Origin of the sequence: Xenorhabdus hominickii (assembly GCF_002632725.1) — a bacterium.
Classification (GTDB): Bacteria; Pseudomonadota; Gammaproteobacteria; order Enterobacterales; family Enterobacteriaceae; genus Xenorhabdus; species Xenorhabdus hominickii.
The window spans coordinates 43,730-63,798 of sequence record NZ_NJAI01000010.1 but is presented as its reverse complement, the minus strand read 5'-3'; the positions used below and the strand labels follow the sequence as shown (position 1 = coordinate 63,798).

The following is a 20,069-nucleotide window of genomic DNA, read 5'->3' as shown; positions in this document are numbered from 1 at the left end:
GCAGGAAATAAGTAAAATTAACAAGTTACCTAAAGGTGGGATTTCTCACCTTTAACTCCTGCATGGTGCAGGCATCCTTCCGTTTCAAACGGAGCGATTGAATACCGATCAACTTGGTTCACTGCCGTCATTTGAAATCGCAGCAGTGTACTTATTTAACTTTATTCCGGGGAAACTAACTGTAGGGATTCCCTCAACTTAAGGAGTCACCGATTTGGGAGGCTTCTCTTCTTTGCTGAACATGACGGCTACGAGACTTATTTGGAAAATTCCAAAAAAGGTCGTCCGTGAGCCGAAAATCCTAATCAACCTGAACTCTGTTTAAGAAAGGAAAGACAATATGGAAGCCAAGTTTTTATCGCTTTGGGATAATATTATGTTAAGACAACATTTTTTATAGAAGCGGTTAATGACCTTTATTTTTTTATTTCATGAAAACTCCACCATATCCCAAATTTTTTCTCTCTTTTTTCTTTGTACAAAACGGAATACTTTTGAAGTATTTTGTAGAATGCCTTCATTGGGCCAAATTCTGCGAAGGTCATAAACATTACCCCTTCATCTGTCAGATAGTTACGATACTGGCTAAGAAGAGTTTCTCCGTAACTTGATATGGTATGCCCTGAAAGGCTTTTTTCTGACCAAGATTCAGGAGAAATTGGCCCATTAGCAAATATATAATCATATTTACCTTCGACAGACTCAAAGAGATTACTATTCATAAAATGGATGTCAGTAATCTTATTCAGATAAGCATTATTTTTGGCATGGTATAATATATGGTCATCGACATCTGTTGCTATTATCAAAGATGCGTCATTAAGGGCAGAATAAATGGCAAGAACACCACTGCCAGTTCCTATATCAAGAACTTTTTTTCCCATGAAATTGTGATGCTTAATATTTTTTATAAGTAATGGTGTAGAATGCGTTTGTAATGGGGATGGAAGGAATGCTTGAGGAATAACAGATAACTTAACCCCTGCTAGTGTTATTTCCACAGGGATTCCATTATTCATTCTTAATCTTTCCTGCTCCAACCACCATTTTATATAATTTTTGCTATTCTTATTCATAGTAAGCTCTTTTTGTTAAGATTATTTTCAATTATTAAGAATAGATATAGTCGAGAGTTTTTTATTTCACATGCTCCGCCATACAAAGATTGGTGTTTATCACTTCATTATAATAAAAACTAATGACTAATAGAGATCTGTAAAGGTCAAAACAGTTTCATTTCAAATGGTGGGAATATGCTGGAAATTTGTTTGCAATCTTTGCACGTTACTGTTTCTGTGGCTAAGTCTGTCTTTTGGGATATTGCTGCCACCAAGTCTATCAATATGCTGCTAATTGCCGCTATTACAGATTTTGTTATGGGAGGCTCTTCCTCGTTAGGGTAGGTTAAAATAGCTCTGTACGTTTAACGTATTAACCTGTAGTCGAGGTCCTCACTTTGGCTCAGTTCCAATCGGACAAATTTTTGGCTGATCGCGCCAATTGGGGTTTGAAAGCCCATTTAAGTGGGAATGCCCACTTTGACGATAACTCATTGAAATATAGTCAAGCTGCATATTTGCAGTCTGCTTATAATTTGAGCGCCACTCACAAACTTTGCACAACTCTTTAAGAGGTGCGCACAAAAGAGTGAGCCAGAAACGGGGGGGGTGTCGCCAAATAAAAACAATAAAATCAATAAGTTTAACCATTTTGTCCAGTACATAAATTAACCGTTGGAATTTCCGCAATGGTTGGGTCAAAGTGACGGTCTCGGACAAATCAATGAGTTAATCAACTATAGAGGAAATCCCTATGGTTGCCGCAAGGTGTGATATCCCACCTTGAGTACGCAATACCTTTTTTTGTGTAGGTACCTCACATGTTACAGGGTGGAATTATGCCATATAGTGATAGTAGCTTCCTCTCCCACTGTTCCACAATTTCCCGCTTTTCTTTCAGGTAGTCATAACGGTCATAGTGTTTAGTTGAGACGCCGGGCTTTTTATGGTTCTGCAACCTATCCCTCATTTCAGAACTGATCCCCATTTCCCCAGCAAGTGTTTTAAATGTCCGTCTAATATCCCTTGGTGTAAATTTCTCAAAGTCATAACGAATGAAAAACTTGCGTATTTGCTTAGCATATTCAGCCGCTAGCAAGTGACCTTCTTTTGTTTCTCCGGGAAACAAAAATTCCGAGTTTGGGTATTGAGTGGCTTGTTGCTTTAATATTTTGGTGGCAGATTTACATAATGGGATTACGTGATAGTCACCGTTTTTTGAGATGTGAGGTGGCACAGTCAACGTATTATTCTTTTTATCCCAGCTGTCTTTTGTATTGGTCATAATTTCCCAAGGGCGCTGACCGCCTGTGAAAATGCAGAGCAACAACAAACGCCCGTAATCTGGGTTGATTGGACACGCAGCCGGAGAAACTTGGAATAGATCCAAAATCGACTTCATTTCATCCCACGACAGAAATCTATCCAATGCCTTATCAGCACCTTCTTGTCGCGGAACGACAGTTACGGGATTCCTATCAAGCCCATAAATAACTTTCTCGTTTAGCTTGGCGGGGTCATTGTCAGCAAATAGACCAAAATTGAATACAGCATGAAGATTTGCGCGCACCTTATTTGAACCAGCAACAGCACCGCGCGATATGAATTCAGCAAGCACTCTCTTAATGTGGTCTGGGGTAATATCTTTTGCGGGGGTATTTCTATCAATGTACTGACTATTTAATACTTGATTTAGCCTGTATTCGGTTTTGTCGTATGACCGCTTTCCTCGGCGTTTTTGGTCAGTGATATAATCTTTAAATAGTTGCTCAATTGTAGCGTGTTTTATTATGGCTTTTTCTGGGGCTGAAATGTTAGCAGCAGCATCTTGTGATTTAGATAATGCCCCTGCCAAGGAAACGGCGGGAAAGTCACCTAAGTTAATAAACTTCTCTTTTCCGTTATTGAAATAGCGATAGACAAAAACCTTTCTTCCTGATGGATATGTTTTAACCCCTAACCTACCAGTTCCTCGTGTTGCTGATGCTTGCCATGTATAATAGGCTGATTTTTTGGGTTTCAAGCCGCGGATTTTGCTATCGGTCAATAAGGTGCTAGCCATTGGAAATGCTCCTCATAACAGGTCAAGTAACGGGTCAAGTTATGATGAAATGATATGAAACCATATGAAACAGCGCAAGCTATAAAATTCATTTTAAATCATAATAATGAAACTATATGAAACCAGAGGAAACCACCTGAAAACAATAGTTTTTGCCCTTCTAAGCCGTAGGTCACAGGTTCGAATCCTGTAGGGCGTACCATCCATTCATATCGTAACGTCTTCCGAAGTCTACAAAATCCCAATAAATACGCAGTATTGGCCTTTTTCCGTTCTCCTATAGTCTAGTAAGGTATGTTGAAATCTCCGATCTTATAGGGGTATATTTAGGGGTACGTTCAGGTTCAATGAAGTGAGATACCCCCATGAAGCTAACAGCCCGACAGGTGGACACTGCAAAGCCGAAAGAAAAACCCTACAAACTTGCAGATGGTGGCGGACTATATCTATTGGTTAACCCTAATGGCTCTCGCTATTGGCGGTTAAAGTATCGGATCGCAGGCAAAGAAAAATTGCTCGCATTAGGGGTATATCCTGAAATCTCCCTTGCCGAAGCACGAACCAAGAGAAATGATGCGCGGCGGACGTTATCGGATGGTAATGATCCGATAGAAGAAAAGAGAGCAGAAAAGGCAGCCAAAGTATTTGCGGTCAGCAATAGTTTTGAGTCTATCGCTATTGAATGGCACGAATATAAATGCCCTAATTGGTCACAAGGGTATGCCGAAGACATTCTAGAATATCTGAAAAAAGACATCTTCCCGTATATTGGTAAACGTGCTGTTACCGAGATTAAACCTGCTGAAATGCTGGCTGTGCTGCGAAAAATGGAGCAACGCGGCGTTTTGGATAAATTGAAAAAAACCAGACAGGCCTGTCGGCAAATTTTCACTTACGCTGTTATTACCGGACGGGCAGAATTCAATCCTGTTACTGATCTTGCCAGCGCACTCAAAGCTCCCAAGCAAAAACACTTCCCACACCTTTTAGCCGACCAGATGAATGATTTCCTCACCGCCTTGAGTGGCTATAGTGGCAGTCAAGTGACGCAATCAGCGACCCGTATGCTGATGCTGACCGGAGTACGCACCATTGAGCTGAGAGAATCGGAATGGACTGAATTCGATTTCGATAACGATCTCTGGTAAATCCCTGCCGAACGAATGAAAATGCGCCGCCCTCACATCGTCCCACTATCAAATCAGGTTAAAGCCATTCTTATTAAACTGCATTCTATTACAGGGCGAGGGAAATACGTTTTCCCCGGCCGTAATGATGCGGGTAAACCGATGAGTGAGGCTGCTATCAATCAGGTTATTAAGCGTATTGGCTATGATGGCAGGGCAACAGGTCACGGTTTCCGCCATACCATGAGTACCATCCTGCATGAACAAGGCTATAACACAGCTTGGATTGAAACTCAGCTTGCTCATGTTGACAAGAACAGCATCCGTGGTACTTACAACCACGCTCAATATCTGGATGGTCGCCGGGAAATGCTGCAATGGTATGCGGATCATATGGAGATGCTGGAACGAGGCGAAAATGTGCTGATTGGAAAATTTGGCAAAAGGGCGTAAATATATGATGATTTTTTGCGCAAGTGTGCTCGTGGCACACGAGCTTGTTTTTTATACACAATGCCAATTAAAAGCCAAAATTTCCTGAAAAAATAAATTCAACAAATCGGAAAAACAATTAACGCTGTTCATTTAGTCTTGATTTTTAAATAATCCGCCTGTCATCAAACAACGTCCACGGTGAGCGCTCAAGGACTCGGTAACAGGAGAAAAAATATGACAATGACAGCGTCGAAGGAAAACCTTATTCGTTTGCCGGAAGTTCAACGCAGAACGGGTTATAGCAAAGCGTGGATTTATAAACTGATTAGTGCCGGAGAATTCCCGAAACAAGTCAAACTCGGCTCCCGCTCCGTCGCCTTTGTTGAATCAGAAATTGATAACTGGATTGCGCAGCGGATCGCGGAATCGCGAGCGGCATAACAGATAAAAGCACATGACATAAGAAACGTAATATAAAAAAACAACGCCCCAGTGTGGTGACACACATCTGAGGCGTCTGACCAACAACCGTTATACGGAGTAACGATGATGGCTGATATACAGCATACTCAAACTCGCCCTAAATTTACATCTTCAGATATCACAGGCAACCAAAAACCGCTTGACCTGATCCAGACCGTGAAAAAATCCGCTATGTACCATTGGGAAAATCTGCTGTCTGCTTGTGGCATCGATATCCCGGCAAAGGGAAAACATGGTGCTTGTCCTGTCTGCGGCGGTACTGACCGCTTTCACTTTATTGATGATCACCATCATGGCAACTGGCATTGCCGCCAGTGTGATTATCCAAACTATGGTGATGGACTGGATTTAGTGGCAAGAACCAAAGGAGTTTCCATCACTGAGGCAGCAAAAATCATTGCAGGCGTACTGGCATTGCCTTTGCCAGAACCCAAGCCCGCCAGAGAAACCATTCAAACTACGCAGTCAATTGCCGAAAAAGTTGCATCACTAATGGCGCAAACTGTCGCTGGTCAATCGCCCTATCTGGCTGCAAAAGGGCTGGATTTTCCTAATCAGCGGCTATTGCTCAATAATTCGACTTTGTTGGCACTGACAACACTGGATAAAAAAGTAACAGGTGCGCAGATTATCACACCCAATGGAGAGAAAAAATTACTGTCTGGCAGCCAGAAAAAAGGTGCATTTATTTCTGTCTCAGAACTGGAAGATCATCCCGATACAGTGCTCATTACCGAAGGTTACGCCACAGCGCTCACAGCTAACTTGCTCTATAAGGGTACTGTTCTGGCAGCATTGGATGCAGGTAATTTGTATTCTGTCGCTAAAGCGATTCGGGAACGTTGGTCAGACACAAAAATTATTTTGGCAGCAGATAATGACTGGCATCATCCCGACGAACTGGATAAGTGCGGCAAACTCAAAGTAAATATCGGCAAGATTTCAGCAGAAAAAGCAGCTCTTGCGGTTAAGGGTTGGGTCACGTTACCACCGACAGAGTACACAGCCGACTGGGACGATTACCGACAAAAATACGGTGTGGAAAAGGCAAAACTGGCCTTTGCTCAAGGGCTTTATCAGCCCACACCAACAAAGAAAAAAGCAACCACTCAGCCCAATGATATCGAGTATTCAAAACTGACATTATGCCAGATGGGAGCCAGCCAGCGCGGAGAGGTGTTACTGGCACGTTATAACGTTGATTTAGCATTGGATGGCGCTTCAGAAACCGTGCATCACTATGACGGCATTGTCTGGCTTCCGGTCAGTGACCGCGATTTAAAGCGGGAAATGGTGGCAGCCTTTATGGAAGAAAAGTTACCGTACTCACCGCATGGTATCAGCTCTGCCGTGGATGCCCTGAAATTGCAGCTTCCCATGATGCAGCCGCCAGAACGTCATTTAATCGGATTCAGCAACTGCGTGTTTGACCTGAAAACATGCCAGTTCCGGCCTCATCGTAAAAGTGACTGGTTGCTACTGGCGAATGATGTTGCGTTTAACTCCCCTGTTTCGGGGGAAACCCTGCAAGATCATGCGCCACAGTTCTGGCGCTGGCTCAATCGGGCAACCGCTAACAGTGAGAACAAATTTGAGCGCGTATTGGCAGCCCTGTTTATGGTGCTGGCGAACCGTTACGACTGGCAGTTGTTTCTGGAAATCACCGGTGCTGGAGGCAGTGGCAAAAGCATCTTTGCTGAAATATGTTCAATGCTGGCAGGCAAAGGCAACACGGTTTCTGCGAGTATGGCCGCGCTGGAAAACCCACGGGAACGGGCGCTGATTGTGGGATATTCGTTGATTATCCTGCCGGATCAGACTCGCTATGTGGGCGATGGCTCCGGCATCAAAGCCATTACAGGCGGGGATGAAGTGGCTATCGACCCGAAGCATAAACAACCTTATTCAACCCGCATTCCTGCCGTGGTCTTGGCGGTAAACAATAATGCCATGAGTTTCAGTGATCGCAGTGGTGGTGTATCGCGGCGTCGAGTGATTTTTAACTTTTCCGAAGTTGTGCCGGAAAATGAACGTGATCCACTTCTACGGGAGAAGATTGCAGCAGAATTGCCTGTAATTATTCGGCATCTGTTGTATCGGTTTGCTGATCCACAGGCTGCGAGGCGTTTACTGGCAGAGCAACAAAAGTCCGCAGAAGCACTGGATATCAAACGTGGCACAGATCCGCTGGTCGATTTTTGTGGCTACCTGATTGCGTCTAATGAAGCTGACGGCCTGTTAATCGGTAATGCGGAGATTGTGCCGTTCAATCCCCGTAAGTACCTTTATCACGCCTATCTTGCTTATATGAAAGGCAACAATCTGAATAAACCCGTTTCCGTGACCCGTTTTGGTATGGATATGCCGGGCGCACTGGCAGAGTATGGGCAGCATTACCTGCGTAAGAAAAGCAAATATGGCATTCGCAGTAATCTGAGCCTGAATATTGACACTGCCATTGAGTGGATGCCAAAACTGACAAGGAATGACCTGCCAGAAGAATAATTTTTTCTTTATTACAGATATTTTTCTAAGAAATATAAAAAAGTGTTCACTACGGTTCACCTTGTAATTTAAACCAGTTATATCAATATATTATAGGGTGAATAGTTATTTTTAAACTATTCACAAGTCTTCACCACTATTCACCTTTTCCTGATTTGAAGGTGAACGGTGGGTGAAGAGTGGTGATGAGTCTGATTTCAAGTTAGCACCATTTAACAATATGAATTTAAATGAAAATATTCAACGGTGAATAGGGTGAACAGTTTTATCTCTAATTCTTTAACAGGGAGGGGCTTTGGAAAATGTTTTTTCTGGCTGGAATAGTGTTTTTCAAAATCTCTGATTTGTCTGGTTAATGTATTAGCCGGACAAACCAGAGAAGACAAGCGCAGCGCGTCAGTGTAATTTTAATCTATTGTGTTACGTGAAATTTGAATGATGTAATTAACTGATTTTATTTAAGAGGAGAAGTTAATCACAATTTCCCTGCTGAACTTTTATTCATGGTTGTATGTAAAAACAATTCTATTATATTCTGCCCATATTGTACTAAAAGCATGCAACAATAGTTTTATTGTGAAATTATTTTTACCATTCAGGCAGTAAATAAGGATTGATACACCAAAAGATTACGGAGAGCCAAAATGAGCAGGGTAATAGATAAAATCAATCAACTACTTGATCGCTCAGGTTTAATATTCACACTGATTACGGAAAATTTACCAGAACAAACTTTCGCTGTTGTCGATTTTTCACTGAATGAAGCGCTATCAACCCCTTTTCGGCTGGAAGTGACACTGACTTGTCAGACTGCTGACATTAACTTCGCCGATGTTTTGGATAGCAGCGCCGCTTTTGCTGTACACCGTAACGGGCGAATTGAACGGCAAGTCACGGGCATGGTGACACATTTTTCACTGCAATCAACCGGGCGCCATCAAAGCCACTACCATATCACCCTTCAACCTCCTTTATGGCGTGCATCATTACGGGTCAATAGCCGGATTTTCCAAAATCAGTCCGTTGTGGATATTGTGGAAAGCCTGCTCAGAGAAAATGGGGTACGAAACTTTTTCTTTGCGCTTGGTTACAAACATCCACCACGGGAATTCTGTGTTCAGTACGATGAAAGCGATCTGGCATTTATCCAGCGCTTACTGGCTGATGAGGGCATTTTTTACTATTTCACTTTCGATCAGGATCAGCACGAGCAACGCATTGTGTTTCACGACTCCTGCCTGTCTCTTAATCAGGTGATTACCGTCCCCTACCGCCCGGAAACCGATGTGACGGGAGAAACAACCTGTGTCCGCCAATTTAGCTGGTCAGAACGCGTTGGTGTGGCTAATATCACGACCAAAGACAGGACTTTTAAAAACCCACGCTGGAACCGGGAATTCTGGTATGAAGGGCGTAATCTTGACAATCAGCGAATACTGAACAGCTATCATTATTATGATTTTCCCAGCCGCTATAAAGATGATGAGTTAGGACAACGGGCAAGCCAGTATCGTCTGGAATACCTGCGCCGGGACACTCAGCTTGGTAACGGTCAGGGGGACTGTTTTGCCATGTGGCCGGGGCAGTTATTTAACCTGATGGATCACCCTAGAGAGGTTTTTAATGACCAATGGCAGTTAATTCAGATAACCCATTCGGGTCAACAGCCACAAGCCGATGAAACCCAGTCAGGCGGTAGCGGTACATGGCTGTCTAACCAATTTACTTTCACCACACGAAAAAACTCTTACCGACCTTCCCCCTATCCGAAACCCCAAATGGAAGGGCCGCATATTGCCACGGTTGTTGGGCCGGAAGGCGAAGAAATTTTCTGTGACGAACACGGGCGGGTCCGTATCCAGTTTGACTGGGATCGGTACGGTGAATTTAATGACCGCAGTTCTTGCTGGGTACGGGTCAGTCAGGCGTGGGCAGGGCAATTAATGGGTATGATTGCCATTCCACGTATTGGGCACGAAGTTTTGGTGGATTTTGTCCACGGCGACCCCGATCAACCGATTATTGTCGGACGAGCCTACCATGCCAACAACATCCCGCCAAACCGCCTGCCAATGGCAAAAACCCAGATGTCGATCCGCTCAAAAACCCATAAAGGTGAAGGATTTAACGAATTACGCTTTGAAGATGAAAAAGATCGCGAAGAAGTCTTTATTCATGCTCAAAAAAACCTCGCCATTCAGGTACGTAATTCACGCGGGGAACGCATTAACTATGACCGCACAACCAGCATTGGTCATGACGATGAACTGGTGATAGCCAATAACCGCAAGGTGACCGTAGAAGGTCAACAGGATCATAAAACCACGGGCAATTATATTGAGCAGATTGACGGTGACCGCTCATTACAGCTCAAAGGCGATCTGGCTGAAAAAATCCAGGGGGTAGTCAGTGTGGATGCACAGGGCGATCTTACCCTGCAAAGTGGCAGCAAAATCACATTAAATGTCGGTGGAAATTTTGTTGTGCTTCACGCGGGCGGGATTGATATTAAAGGCGCGGCGATTAACCTGAACTCCGGTGGCAGCCCCGGCGATTTACTGGCACCAGCTAACCCCGCCATTCTGCTGGCCGCAGCAAGCGAAGGCTCCATGTTTGTCGCCCACTGCCCAATGAAAGAGAAGGAGAAGCCCGAATGAGTCAGGAAAAACTCTACGCCATTATTGATGGTGCGGCGGAATCTGATCTGTTTTTGATGCTGGAACGTTATGACCCGCCTTCCGCCTGTCTTTATGGTGAGCCTCTCCAGCCAGAACTGGTGGAAATCGCACCTTATCTGGTACAGGTCACGGAAGAGGTTAAAATCTGGCTGGAGTGTCGCAGAACCCCGTGGGGAATTTTCGTCCACAGTGCAGCAGACATGAAGACCGTGCGCCAGCATTTACGAAAATACCTGCAAGTTCTGCTTCCACAACAGGAAAAACCGGTCTTTTTCCGTTTTTATGATCCGCGTAATATCTGGGATTTTCTCGGTGTATTGAGTGACTGGGAGCTGCATTGTTTTTTAGGGCCGATCACATGGATAACAACACTGTACCTCGAAGAAGAGCGCACGGATAACTTTGTGAAAATCAGAGAGCCTTTTCCTGTTGGTGCAACCAGCAAGCGCAAAATGCTCGCTATCACAGAAATTCAGCTAGAGAAGATACAAGCCATTTTCATAGAACGCTACATTGAAAAATTAGCCGGATTCATTCCTGAATGGCTGGAAAAAGCTGATTTTGATTTTATCCCTCATATCGACACGGTGGAATGCGCCCGGCAGTTTTTTGACTGGTTCGGTCAAAACGGTATTACGGACGACCGTAATGTTCGTGGGCTGCTCCAGCTTTTCATCATCCGACATTATCTCACCATCGATGATTTGCCCGCAGCTCTATATGCCCAATTAACCGAATACAGCCAGCCGGGGCATATGCGAGCGGAAAGTGTATTAATTCAAGAAATGGGTCAGGTGCCTCTTTAACCAAAACAGGGAACAACAAGATGGGTAATGCAGTTAAAGTGGGTGATATTGGTACAAAGCACGGTAATTGTCCTGCAACCCCGGTTATTGCAGGTGCCAGTACCGTTAAAGTTGATGGTGTCTATCTCGCACGGCAAGGTGATGCACTGGCTTCTCATTCGTCACATTCACGGGCAATAGCCGGAGGTTCCTGCTCCGTATTTATTGAGGGAAAACCTGCTGCCAGAACGGGAGATGCGGTGGATTGTGGCGGTGTCGTGATTGGTGGTGGCAGTGTGAATATTGGTTAAGGAGATAAAAAATGACGTCAACAAAGGCAGGTTCAGCAATATGTGGTTGTGATAACCCCGACGATTGCACACATAAAATTGATATAAAATTGGGTGATAAAACTATTAGTTATAAACAGTCTTGGGTTCAAAGGCATTTTTTCTATGTACTTGATTCACCATTGACAACCTTCAAGCATGCTAATGAGTTACCTAAGGAAGAAAAACCAAATGTAGCTGTTGAGTTAAGTTCGATCAGTAAAGGTTGTATCTCACATAACAAAGATTGTCCAATTGGTAACGTATTTGATGAAAAAAATCTGCCCTTCGCTCAATTTTCGCCTAAAAAACCTTATAAAGGAAAACTGGTTTACCACAAATCTAGTAAAGATTTTTTAGAAATTGAAAAAGAGCCATTTTCTGTTTTGGGACGTTTTCTAAAAAAGGATTTTCATACCAATATCGAAAAACAGCATTATGCCATCAGAGTCGATGAATGTTCAGGCAAGCCATTAATAAAAAAAGAATATTCTGGAATAGAAAAAATACTATTCATGATATTAGGCGAAAAAACTGTCCTCAGTTCGAATATTTATTTAGTGACTAAAGAAAAACAGGAGTTCGATCTGGTTTTTAAAGCTAAAAAAGACGTTGAAGAATTCACTGATCAACAAAGAAGAAGGCAACAAATTCAAACTAATAGAGAACGGGGATTAGAGCACAGAAGACACCGTGGCTGGACTCAAGATACAACTCGTTATCAAGTAAAAAATACATTATCTGTAGAGGGGACAATAAAAATTCAAAAGGGTGCAGCTAGTCGTACATGGACGCATACCTTGCAAAAAGAATTTAAGAAGAATAAAAACGAGATAGGACCAATAGAAGCATGTGTGCAAGGCATTGGTAAAATAACGAATGTTTTATCAGTAGGGCATGATAGTGACAAGTTCAAGATCTTAAAAGTGGATCTTATATATCCTTCAATTAAGCTTCATGGTGAATATGAACTTTCTCACAATAATGACTTTCAATTCTATTCCAAATTTGGTGCAGATATAGCAGCAGCACCTTTAATTGGCTTGGAGTTACGCGCTGATGTTCTTCAAATAGTAGCTGCTTATTTTAAAGCAGAAAGAGCACTTTCTGCACTTCGTGAAGCAGGACAAGTTTACGAAGAAAAAGTTAAAAAAGGTGAAAATGGGGCATTTGTCGGTGCGCAGTTGGATCTCGTTTTAACAGGAGAGTTGAATGTTAAATTTGGCTGGGAATCTGATGATAAGGGAGACTGGTCATTCAAAAAAGATAATATATTAGAAACTGGATTTGCTATTAAAGCTGACACTAATATTCGTGGTGGTGTAAGCTATTATGCTATCTATGGATATGTAGATGCGACCGCTAAAGCAGAGGCAAAACTACTAGCTGCACTGGAGTCAAAACCCAAAAGTCTTGATTTGGTGTTTTATCATGATGGAATTAAAGCAATGGTAGATTTGAGTTTTGCTTTTGGTATAGCAAAAGAAGAGTCGATTGAAGATGATAAAATTAAAACAACTGCAAATATAGAGAAAAAAGGAGGAACAGCGCGTGAATGGGTATTTCAAAAACCCCTTTCTAAAGATAAATCGTCCTATCGGATTTCTTTGGGGTAGTCTCTTATTTTGTTCTTATATGTTACTTAGTAACTCTGCATCAGGAAAATCAAATATGGAATATAAATATTTGCTGTCATTAAATACACATCAGAGCCTCTGTGTAGTACGCATTAACGGCATGACAGCTATGGATAATTTAGACTCTCCAAATGGGACTCAATCCAGTGGAATAAACTCAACTGCTTTTTTAGAGAATGGCTCCAATTCGATAGAGTTACTATTTGGAAGTCGATCGTTTGAAGAAGACCTAAAACCTGAATCTCGATGTGAAGTAACATTAAAAAAAGTGTCGGCTTATGATAAAAACGATGAAGTTATTAGTCGTATCAAATTAATGGTTGATAAAGATGGTAACCCCGTAACTGAAGAATCACTCAAAAATATCCCTAATAAAGAAGCTGGCTTTGATTTTACTGGAATGTCTAAAATACCAGCAGAAGAGGGTTTATTTTCTGCTAAAAAAAATTATTCAATTAGTGGATTACCAGAGTGGATGTGGACAAAAGCCCGGCCAGTCACAGAAAAAGATTTGCCAATGATAAAATCTTTTTATCAGGACATAATTAACTTATTTGCTCAAAAAGAACTCGATAGAATCTGGAATATAAGTAAACCAGCGTGGGAAGAATGGGCTATTGCTGATAACAATAATGGTAAATTTTTTTTCCATTCGATGAGATTTGAAGATAAAATCGATAGTGATAAATATACAGTTAGAACAATGCCTGAATGGAAAAAATTCAAATTAGTTAGTTATAATAATGGTCGTCTATTTCGCTTGGAGGTTGGTGCCCATGGCCGGTCACCTATATTGTTTGATAATAAAATTACCGGTAATACTGCGACTTACAGTCCTTACCTGTCAATTATAAATGGTAAAATTGTTATAGCTAGATAATTAATTTTTAGGGTTAACCAGTTGTTTTTTGACTTGGTTAACCAAATGATAATTAAGTAAATGTATTTCTTAACGGAGATATTTAAAATAACATTCTCACCAAGCTCATTATATTAAAAACAACATAATAAGATACATTGAAAAATAAAAATACATATAACAAAATTTATCTTTATGATATTTAATCATTTTCACTCCATAAGCGAAAAAATATAATAAATTAATTACTTGTGGTTTAAATTATACCAAAGCAATGACATGAAAATTATAGAAGCATGTAAAAAAATGAAATGTTTAAAATGAGTAATAAGTATGAGCATAACCTATACCGTGAATTTGATTATGCACTATGTGATATGTAAGGAAGAGTTGGCATAAATGGAAAAATATGGAATTTCCATATAAATGGTGGGGTATAACCATTCTTGAAAAGAAGAAGGATATTATTTATCTAGGTTGTAACTCGAAAAAATGTGATCCTTTCTTTATTTTTCCTTTCGGTGACTGAAATCTATAGTAATAATAGTTGATAAAATAATCAATCTTCATTGCTATAACTAAAAAAATCAGTTAGTCTAGATCGGTTAAAGGCGCTTTTTAGCGACTATAAAAACTCCTGTAGCCTGAAAGGGAGAGCAAAATTGCGGTACATCTGCGCACTTTTGGAAGCAGATATTGTCAAACATAAACCCCTTGTTTGACGATGAAAGTCTCTTAAACTAAAAAAGACCTCAGAAAGGTGTTTTTATCTTGTCACCCAAGTGTATTGAACATTGGGTCATGCACTTATTTTTCATACCAACATCAGACTCTGCCTCCGTTTGGCTTTGGCCTTATGAGCGATGTTTTGATCCTATTTCATGTCATAAACACCGCGTGGATTTCACGCATTTGGTTCATATTTTTACTGTCTCTGCTTGAATGATTCAGCGGACAAATTTTCTACACACAAACAATTAACCCATCGCTACCGTTTGACATCGAGCCTTGCGGAGTTTTTCAACGCTCGCACGATTTTTACTGGCTGTTTGCCGAATTTAAGGCGTCACTTTTGGCTGGTTTATCGCTGAAAGTGACGCCGCAGCCAAAGAACCACACAACTCTTACAGGCATAGGCCTGCTTCACCCCGCAGTGAATCTGACACTGCATTTTTAGATTGAAAAAGGAGAACTTGACGATATCGAGGCTGGCTTTTTTGCCGGTGGGGATGACCTGTTTATACAGGCGGCAGTACTGCGTACTCAACCGATACCCCGCAATACCTCAACCTGCGTTCACTCTGGCGCACAGATATCCGTCAAGGGCAAGGCAGATACTTTTTGTTTTGCCGCATTGTCGCGCGCCAGAGATCGTAGGTTGTCAGATATTAGTAAGGGGAAGCTAATGAGCCGATTGATTAAGGAATTAAAATTTTTTGCCCGGAAAGGTGGAGGCAGTCATAAGACCTGCCACGACCGTATTCGGATCACCGGGCGTTTGGGTGCGCTGTTATTGAGCTTGAATATTCAGGTGAAAAGTCTTAAGAATTTGAAAGCCAAACATGTAGAACAGTATGTTGATGCGCGCTTATCTCAGAGGATTGCCAAACGAACGATGCAAAATGAAATGTCCGCATTGCGTAATATCTTCCGCATGGCTGGCCGGGAAAAATTGGAAACTTCGCCCCGTTTAAGTAATCAAGCATTGGGATTAAGCGGAACCAGCCGTGCTGGAACAAAACAAGCGATCCCTGATGCCACGTTTCAGATGGTTTATCAGAAAGCACTTAAACGCGATGCCGGATTTGCCGCCACACTGAAACTCGCCCGCTTACTGGGATTACGCTCTCAGGAAGCAGTGCAATGCAGTGCTTCATTGAAAAGCTGGAGTAAACAGTTGGATCAATCAGAGCCGAAACTGCATATTGTCTTCGGTACAAAAGGCGGCCGACCAAGACAAACCCGTGTATTGGATGTTACAGCGGTAAAAGAGGCTGTCGAGCAGGCCATTGCTATTGCAGAACAACAAGGTGGCAGGTTGATTGATAAACACGATCTCAGGCAGGCCATGAATTACTGGCGGACACATACTACAAGGATTGGTTTAACAGGCCGCCATTCTCCTCATAGTTTGCGTTATGCGTGGGCGCAGGATGCGCTGAGTTTTTATCAACAGAGTGGTTTTAGCCGTCAGGAAGCAAGAGCACTGGTTTCAATGGATTTGGGACACGGTGATGGTCGCGGGCGTTATGTAGAACGTGTTTATAGTTGTTAAACTTAGTCGTTCAGTTATTGAGTCCGATAAAACAATCAGTTAAAGTATTCCTGCCATTGGCACAATCCAATGGTCAAGGCGTCGCGGCCTTGTGTAACTATACACTGGTAGGAAGTTTCTACCAGTGCGCCTGTTATCACCTTTTCAATGGTGGTTCAGGCAGGGAAGGCTTCGGCCTTGCCGGTCATAGTTACCCGGTCCGCGAACCCTGTCTGAATCGCCACCATCAATATTAATTAATGGAAGGGGTAACAGGAATGAATAACAACATTAGAAATGACTGGCATCAAGCCGATATCATTGCTGCATTACGTAAGCGTGGTACAACCTTAGCGGCGGTTTCCCGTGAAGCGGGACTCAGTTCATCGACACTGGCAAATGCATTTAGTAGACCGTGGCCGAAAGGCGAATGGATCATCGCAGATTATCTTGGCATACATCCTTCTGAAATTTGGCCGAGCCGTTATTTTGATCAACGTGGTCAATTGATGGAGCGTAAGGTTCGTAAGATATCATAAAAATGGCTAGAGTTTATTTTGATTGAGATAATGAGAAGATAACTGCAATGGATATCTTCTCTTCCAGCGAGAATATTTGTAACTACTATTTCTATAAACTGTGCCAAAACAGTTATCATGTTGTGCAATATTCCCTAATTAAAACGGACACTCTATAATTAAATTAAGCGATAGGTTAAACCTGTCTTAAGGAATGTCCGATGGAAAATATTGAAATTGTCACTGGCGAACATCGCCGTTGTCGTTATTCAACCGAAGAGAAGGCTAAATTGGTTGCCATGACCCACTTATGAGCACTTGCTCACACCCTTGGGTATTTTTTAGAGAAATGAATACAACCACAAGCAGGTTCTCTATAGCAACATTGGTATAAGATGCGAGACCACCATCAAAATGAGATAATCATCACATTGCAGGCAATTAAAGTTAAATCTATTGATGTTATAATAATAAAATCTTTATGGAGTTTTCTTTCTCCCCCTTCGCAAGGAGTCATCAGTGGGTGAAGAACGTAGGAATATAAACAATAATACACATATTGTCTTATTTGATGAGGTTAGTGGCCTTTGCCCAAAATGTTCTAAGCCTTTGATGGCACAGAATGGCAAAAGAAAAACCAAGATATATGAAATAGCACACATATATCCTTTTTCGCCTCGACCAGAGGAAAAGGAACTTTTAAAAAATGAAAAGATTATCAGCGATGATGTTGATAGTGAAGATAATTTAATTGCCTTGTGTAGAGATTGTCATAAATTGTTCGATAACCCAAGAACAGTTGAAGGCTATCAGGAAATGTATTCTATTAAGAAGCAATTGAGACAGGCAGCTCAAATCAAAAATAGGCAATATAATTTCAAGATTGAGGAAGACATAAAAGAGATAATTGAAAAACTTTCAACTCTTGAAATGAGTGAGGATTCACAATTGTCCTACAATGCGATGAGAGTAGATGAGAAAATTCGACCCGAATCAGGTCCAGTTTTAAAAATTAAAATAAAGTCGCAGGTTGCTTATTTTTATACTGAAATTAAAAAGTTATTCCAACAGTTGGATCAACGAGTTCCGAACACATCTGAAATTATATTTAATGAAGTTAAAACGTATTATCTAACCTTGAAAAGAGATAATCTATCACAATCTGAAATATTTGATCACTTAGTTAATTGGATAAAAACTAACACTAAAGAAACTAACAGTGAAGCTGCTGAAGTATTAGTGTGTTTTTTTATTCAAAATTGCGAGGTTTACTCATGATTACACCAAGTAAATCTATTTCAATTCAGGATTCAATATTATTTAAGATGACAACGATTCTGGAAGCTGAATTTGATGAAATAAAGATTACAGACTTACACAAAAAAATATTAAACAAATTTTCCTCACTGGACGAGTTTATTTATTCTCTTGATTTATTGTTTATTTTAGAGAAGATCACATTAAACCCAGATAATGGGACAATAATAAAATGCTAAAACTATATATTGTGAAAAACTAATCAGAAAAGAACTTTCCTTTAGAGAAGGTTTGAACGCTGTCTTAGGTCCTAAGAATGGAGCTAACTCCATAGGTAAATCATCGGTATTGATGTTGATTGATTTTGTTTTTGGTGGTGATGATTTTATCTCTTTATGTAAGGATGTTATTTCTCAAGTTGGTCATCTCAAAGTTGACTTCTCTTTCGAATTTAACGGCATTTCATATAATTTCATAAGACATACCGAAAATCATAATAGTGTAACATTTAAAAACAAAGGAGAAACTTCCGAGTGGAAAATTGAAGAATTTAGAAATTTTTTAGCTGAAAAATATGGTTTTTCATCAAACGATCCATCATTAAGAAATTTAATTTCCAGATTTTCAAGAGTTTGGGGAAAAGACAACTATAATCCAAATAAGCCCCTTCACCTTTTCCCAAGCGAGGGGTATGCTTCTGTAAAAGAGTTTCTCATAAGATCATTCGGATATTATAGTTTAATTGAAGAAATTGAACAAAAAAATCCGAAAATGAATTGAAAAGAAAAAATATAGATACGGCTTTCAAGCAAGGCTTCGTTAAAAAAGTAAATTTAAAAGAATATAAGCAAGCAAAACAAGATATGAATAACATTGATAACAAGATTGATGTTATAAAAAAAATTTAGACCTTTACGCAACGAATATAAAAGCTATTCTTGATGAAAAAAGTTTAATGTTAGCTTTTGATAAAGACAAATATCTCAAAGAAAAAAATTCTATTGAAAGTAAATTATTTAGAATCGAAGAAAATATATCGAATACTAAACCAATACCAAAAAAGTATTTTAGAAAAGTTGTTGATTTCTTTCCAAATGTTAATATTGAAAAACTAAATGAGGTAGAAGGTTTTCATTCTTCGATATCTAAAATATTGAGTGATGAATTAAAACAGGAAAAGGAACGTCTTATGTTCCAGTTAAATGAAGTTGATAAGGAAATTAGTTTAATCGATATTAAAATTAAGGAGATAGCAGCATCAGTAGATAAACCTGATGAGATTATTGATGAAGTTTTGTCTTTATCTATAAAGAAAAAAGAAGTTGAAGATACTGTTAACTACAGAGAACTCCAAGATGATCTCAAAAGCTATAAAAGAAGAACTGAAAGAAAAAACAGAAGAGATTCTGTCAAAGATTGCTAAGGGTTTGAATGATAATCTCAAATTATTTAACACAAAATTCTATGGCCCAGATAGAATACCTCCCCAGTTAATTCTTAATGACACAAATTATTTCTTTGAACATCATTCTGACTCAGGCACTGGTAAATCTTATGCAAACATGCTGGCATTGGATGTAAGTTTCTTATACATAACCAAACTGCCTATAGTAATTGAAGATTCAATCGTTTTCAAAAACATTGAAGTTGCAGCAATTGAAAAAATAATTAGCACATTAAAAGACATTGACAAACAAGTATTTATATCTTTGGATCAGTTAAATGTTTATAGTGAAAAGACAAGATCAACATTGCGAAAGGCCGGTTTTATTCGGATAAGCCGGAAATATCCAGCCTTTAAGATTTCATGGAATATTGAATCCAATAGAATATAATCATATTTTTAAAATGGCTGTCAATTGAAAATTTGATAGCCATATTATTCAATTATGAATAAATTCCCATCAATAATTGAAATCTATCCTAATTCAGAAGCATTTTCCTACTGATATTAACCTCAGTAAAGAAAAATATAAAACAGGCTTGGGTATAACATAGTTATATCTATTGTTAGTTGATATTATTATATTTTATATATATAAACTATCTTGAAAATTATAATTGATATAGATACATGAAATA

17 protein-coding genes and 1 pseudogene are annotated in these 20,069 nt (G+C 40.3%); 16 read left to right on the top strand and 2 right to left on the bottom strand.

Translation table 11 applies throughout. The features are described 5' to 3' along the window. Positions 1-416: 416 nt before the first annotated feature. On the bottom strand, positions 417-1,076 hold the full coding sequence (locus tag Xhom_RS22735) for a methyltransferase (RefSeq protein WP_069318254.1): 660 nt from the start codon (positions 1,074-1,076) through the stop codon (positions 417-419). A gap of 799 nt (positions 1,077-1,875) precedes the next feature. Beyond that, entirely contained in the window at positions 1,876-3,120 is a 1,245-nt protein-coding gene (locus Xhom_RS22725; protein ID WP_069318256.1) for a tyrosine-type recombinase/integrase, read from the bottom strand. A gap of 365 nt (positions 3,121-3,485) precedes the next feature. On the opposite strand from Xhom_RS22725, the pseudogene Xhom_RS22715 reads away from it, so the two are divergent. The 16 genes and pseudogenes from Xhom_RS22715 to Xhom_RS38080 all read left to right on the top strand — a co-directional run bounded on the left by Xhom_RS22715 (position 3,486) and on the right by Xhom_RS38080 (position 19,822). Then, positions 3,486-4,700, top strand: a pseudogene (locus tag Xhom_RS22715) (tyrosine-type recombinase/integrase). Positions 4,701-4,916: 216 nt separating this feature from the next. After that, on the top strand, positions 4,917-5,123 hold the full coding sequence (locus Xhom_RS22710) for a helix-turn-helix transcriptional regulator (RefSeq protein WP_069318257.1): 207 nt from the start codon (positions 4,917-4,919) through the stop codon (positions 5,121-5,123). Between the two features lie 108 nt (positions 5,124-5,231). After that, positions 5,232-7,670 carry a DUF5906 domain-containing protein gene (locus tag Xhom_RS22705; protein WP_084023376.1) on the top strand — a complete coding sequence of 813 codons (2,439 nt, stop codon included), beginning with the start codon at positions 5,232-5,234 and terminating at the stop codon, positions 7,668-7,670. Positions 7,671-8,314: 644 nt separating this feature from the next. After that, positions 8,315-10,327 carry a type VI secretion system Vgr family protein gene (locus tag Xhom_RS22700; protein WP_069318258.1) on the top strand — a complete coding sequence of 671 codons (2,013 nt, stop codon included), beginning with the start codon at positions 8,315-8,317 and terminating at the stop codon, positions 10,325-10,327. Beyond that, positions 10,324-11,154, top strand: a complete 831-nt coding sequence (locus tag Xhom_RS22695) for a DUF4123 domain-containing protein (protein WP_069318259.1) — start codon at positions 10,324-10,326, stop codon at positions 11,152-11,154. The genes Xhom_RS22700 and Xhom_RS22695 overlap by 4 nt, the downstream gene beginning before the upstream one ends. Positions 11,155-11,174: 20 nt before the next feature. Next, positions 11,175-11,444: a type VI secretion system PAAR protein gene (locus Xhom_RS22690; RefSeq protein ID WP_069318260.1), complete on the top strand. Its 270-nt coding sequence runs from the start codon at positions 11,175-11,177 to the stop codon at positions 11,442-11,444. A gap of 11 nt (positions 11,445-11,455) precedes the next feature. After that, on the top strand, positions 11,456-13,078 hold the full coding sequence (locus Xhom_RS38095; protein ID WP_232326189.1) for a hypothetical protein: 1,623 nt from the start codon (positions 11,456-11,458) through the stop codon (positions 13,076-13,078). A 55-nt stretch (positions 13,079-13,133) separates the two neighbouring features. Then, positions 13,134-13,979 carry a hypothetical protein gene (locus Xhom_RS22680; protein ID WP_069318261.1) on the top strand — a complete coding sequence of 282 codons (846 nt, stop codon included), beginning with the start codon at positions 13,134-13,136 and terminating at the stop codon, positions 13,977-13,979. A 1,384-nt stretch (positions 13,980-15,363) separates the two neighbouring features. Then, positions 15,364-16,233, top strand: a complete 870-nt coding sequence (locus Xhom_RS22675; RefSeq protein ID WP_069318262.1) for an integrase domain-containing protein — start codon at positions 15,364-15,366, stop codon at positions 16,231-16,233. After that, complete coding sequence (locus Xhom_RS28360) at positions 16,227-16,469, top strand: hypothetical protein (RefSeq protein ID WP_145957489.1); 243 nt, start codon at positions 16,227-16,229, stop codon at positions 16,467-16,469. The genes Xhom_RS22675 and Xhom_RS28360 overlap by 7 nt, the downstream gene beginning before the upstream one ends. Before the next feature lie 21 nt (positions 16,470-16,490). Beyond that, the gene (locus Xhom_RS22670; protein ID WP_069318263.1) at positions 16,491-16,751 is read left to right on the top strand and encodes a helix-turn-helix domain-containing protein; all 261 of its coding nucleotides are present in this window, start codon (positions 16,491-16,493) and stop codon (positions 16,749-16,751) included. Positions 16,752-17,249: 498 nt separating this feature from the next. Then, positions 17,250-18,008 (top strand): ABC-three component system protein, encoded by a 759-nt coding sequence (locus Xhom_RS22665; protein ID WP_069318264.1) that lies wholly within the window; start codon positions 17,250-17,252, stop codon positions 18,006-18,008. Then, positions 18,005-18,226: an ABC-three component system middle component 7 gene (locus Xhom_RS34675; protein ID WP_069318265.1), complete on the top strand. Its 222-nt coding sequence runs from the start codon at positions 18,005-18,007 to the stop codon at positions 18,224-18,226. Before Xhom_RS22665 ends, Xhom_RS34675 begins: the two co-directional genes overlap by 4 nt. A gap of 52 nt (positions 18,227-18,278) precedes the next feature. Beyond that, entirely contained in the window at positions 18,279-18,767 is a 489-nt protein-coding gene (locus Xhom_RS38090; RefSeq protein ID WP_232326191.1) for a hypothetical protein, read from the top strand. A 175-nt stretch (positions 18,768-18,942) separates the two neighbouring features. Continuing rightward, positions 18,943-19,410, top strand: a complete 468-nt coding sequence (locus Xhom_RS38085; protein WP_232326193.1) for a hypothetical protein — start codon at positions 18,943-18,945, stop codon at positions 19,408-19,410. Further along, on the top strand, positions 19,343-19,822 hold the full coding sequence (locus Xhom_RS38080) for a DUF2326 domain-containing protein (RefSeq protein WP_232326195.1): 480 nt from the start codon (positions 19,343-19,345) through the stop codon (positions 19,820-19,822). Before Xhom_RS38085 ends, Xhom_RS38080 begins: the two co-directional genes overlap by 68 nt. Positions 19,823-20,069 lie beyond the last annotated feature (247 nt).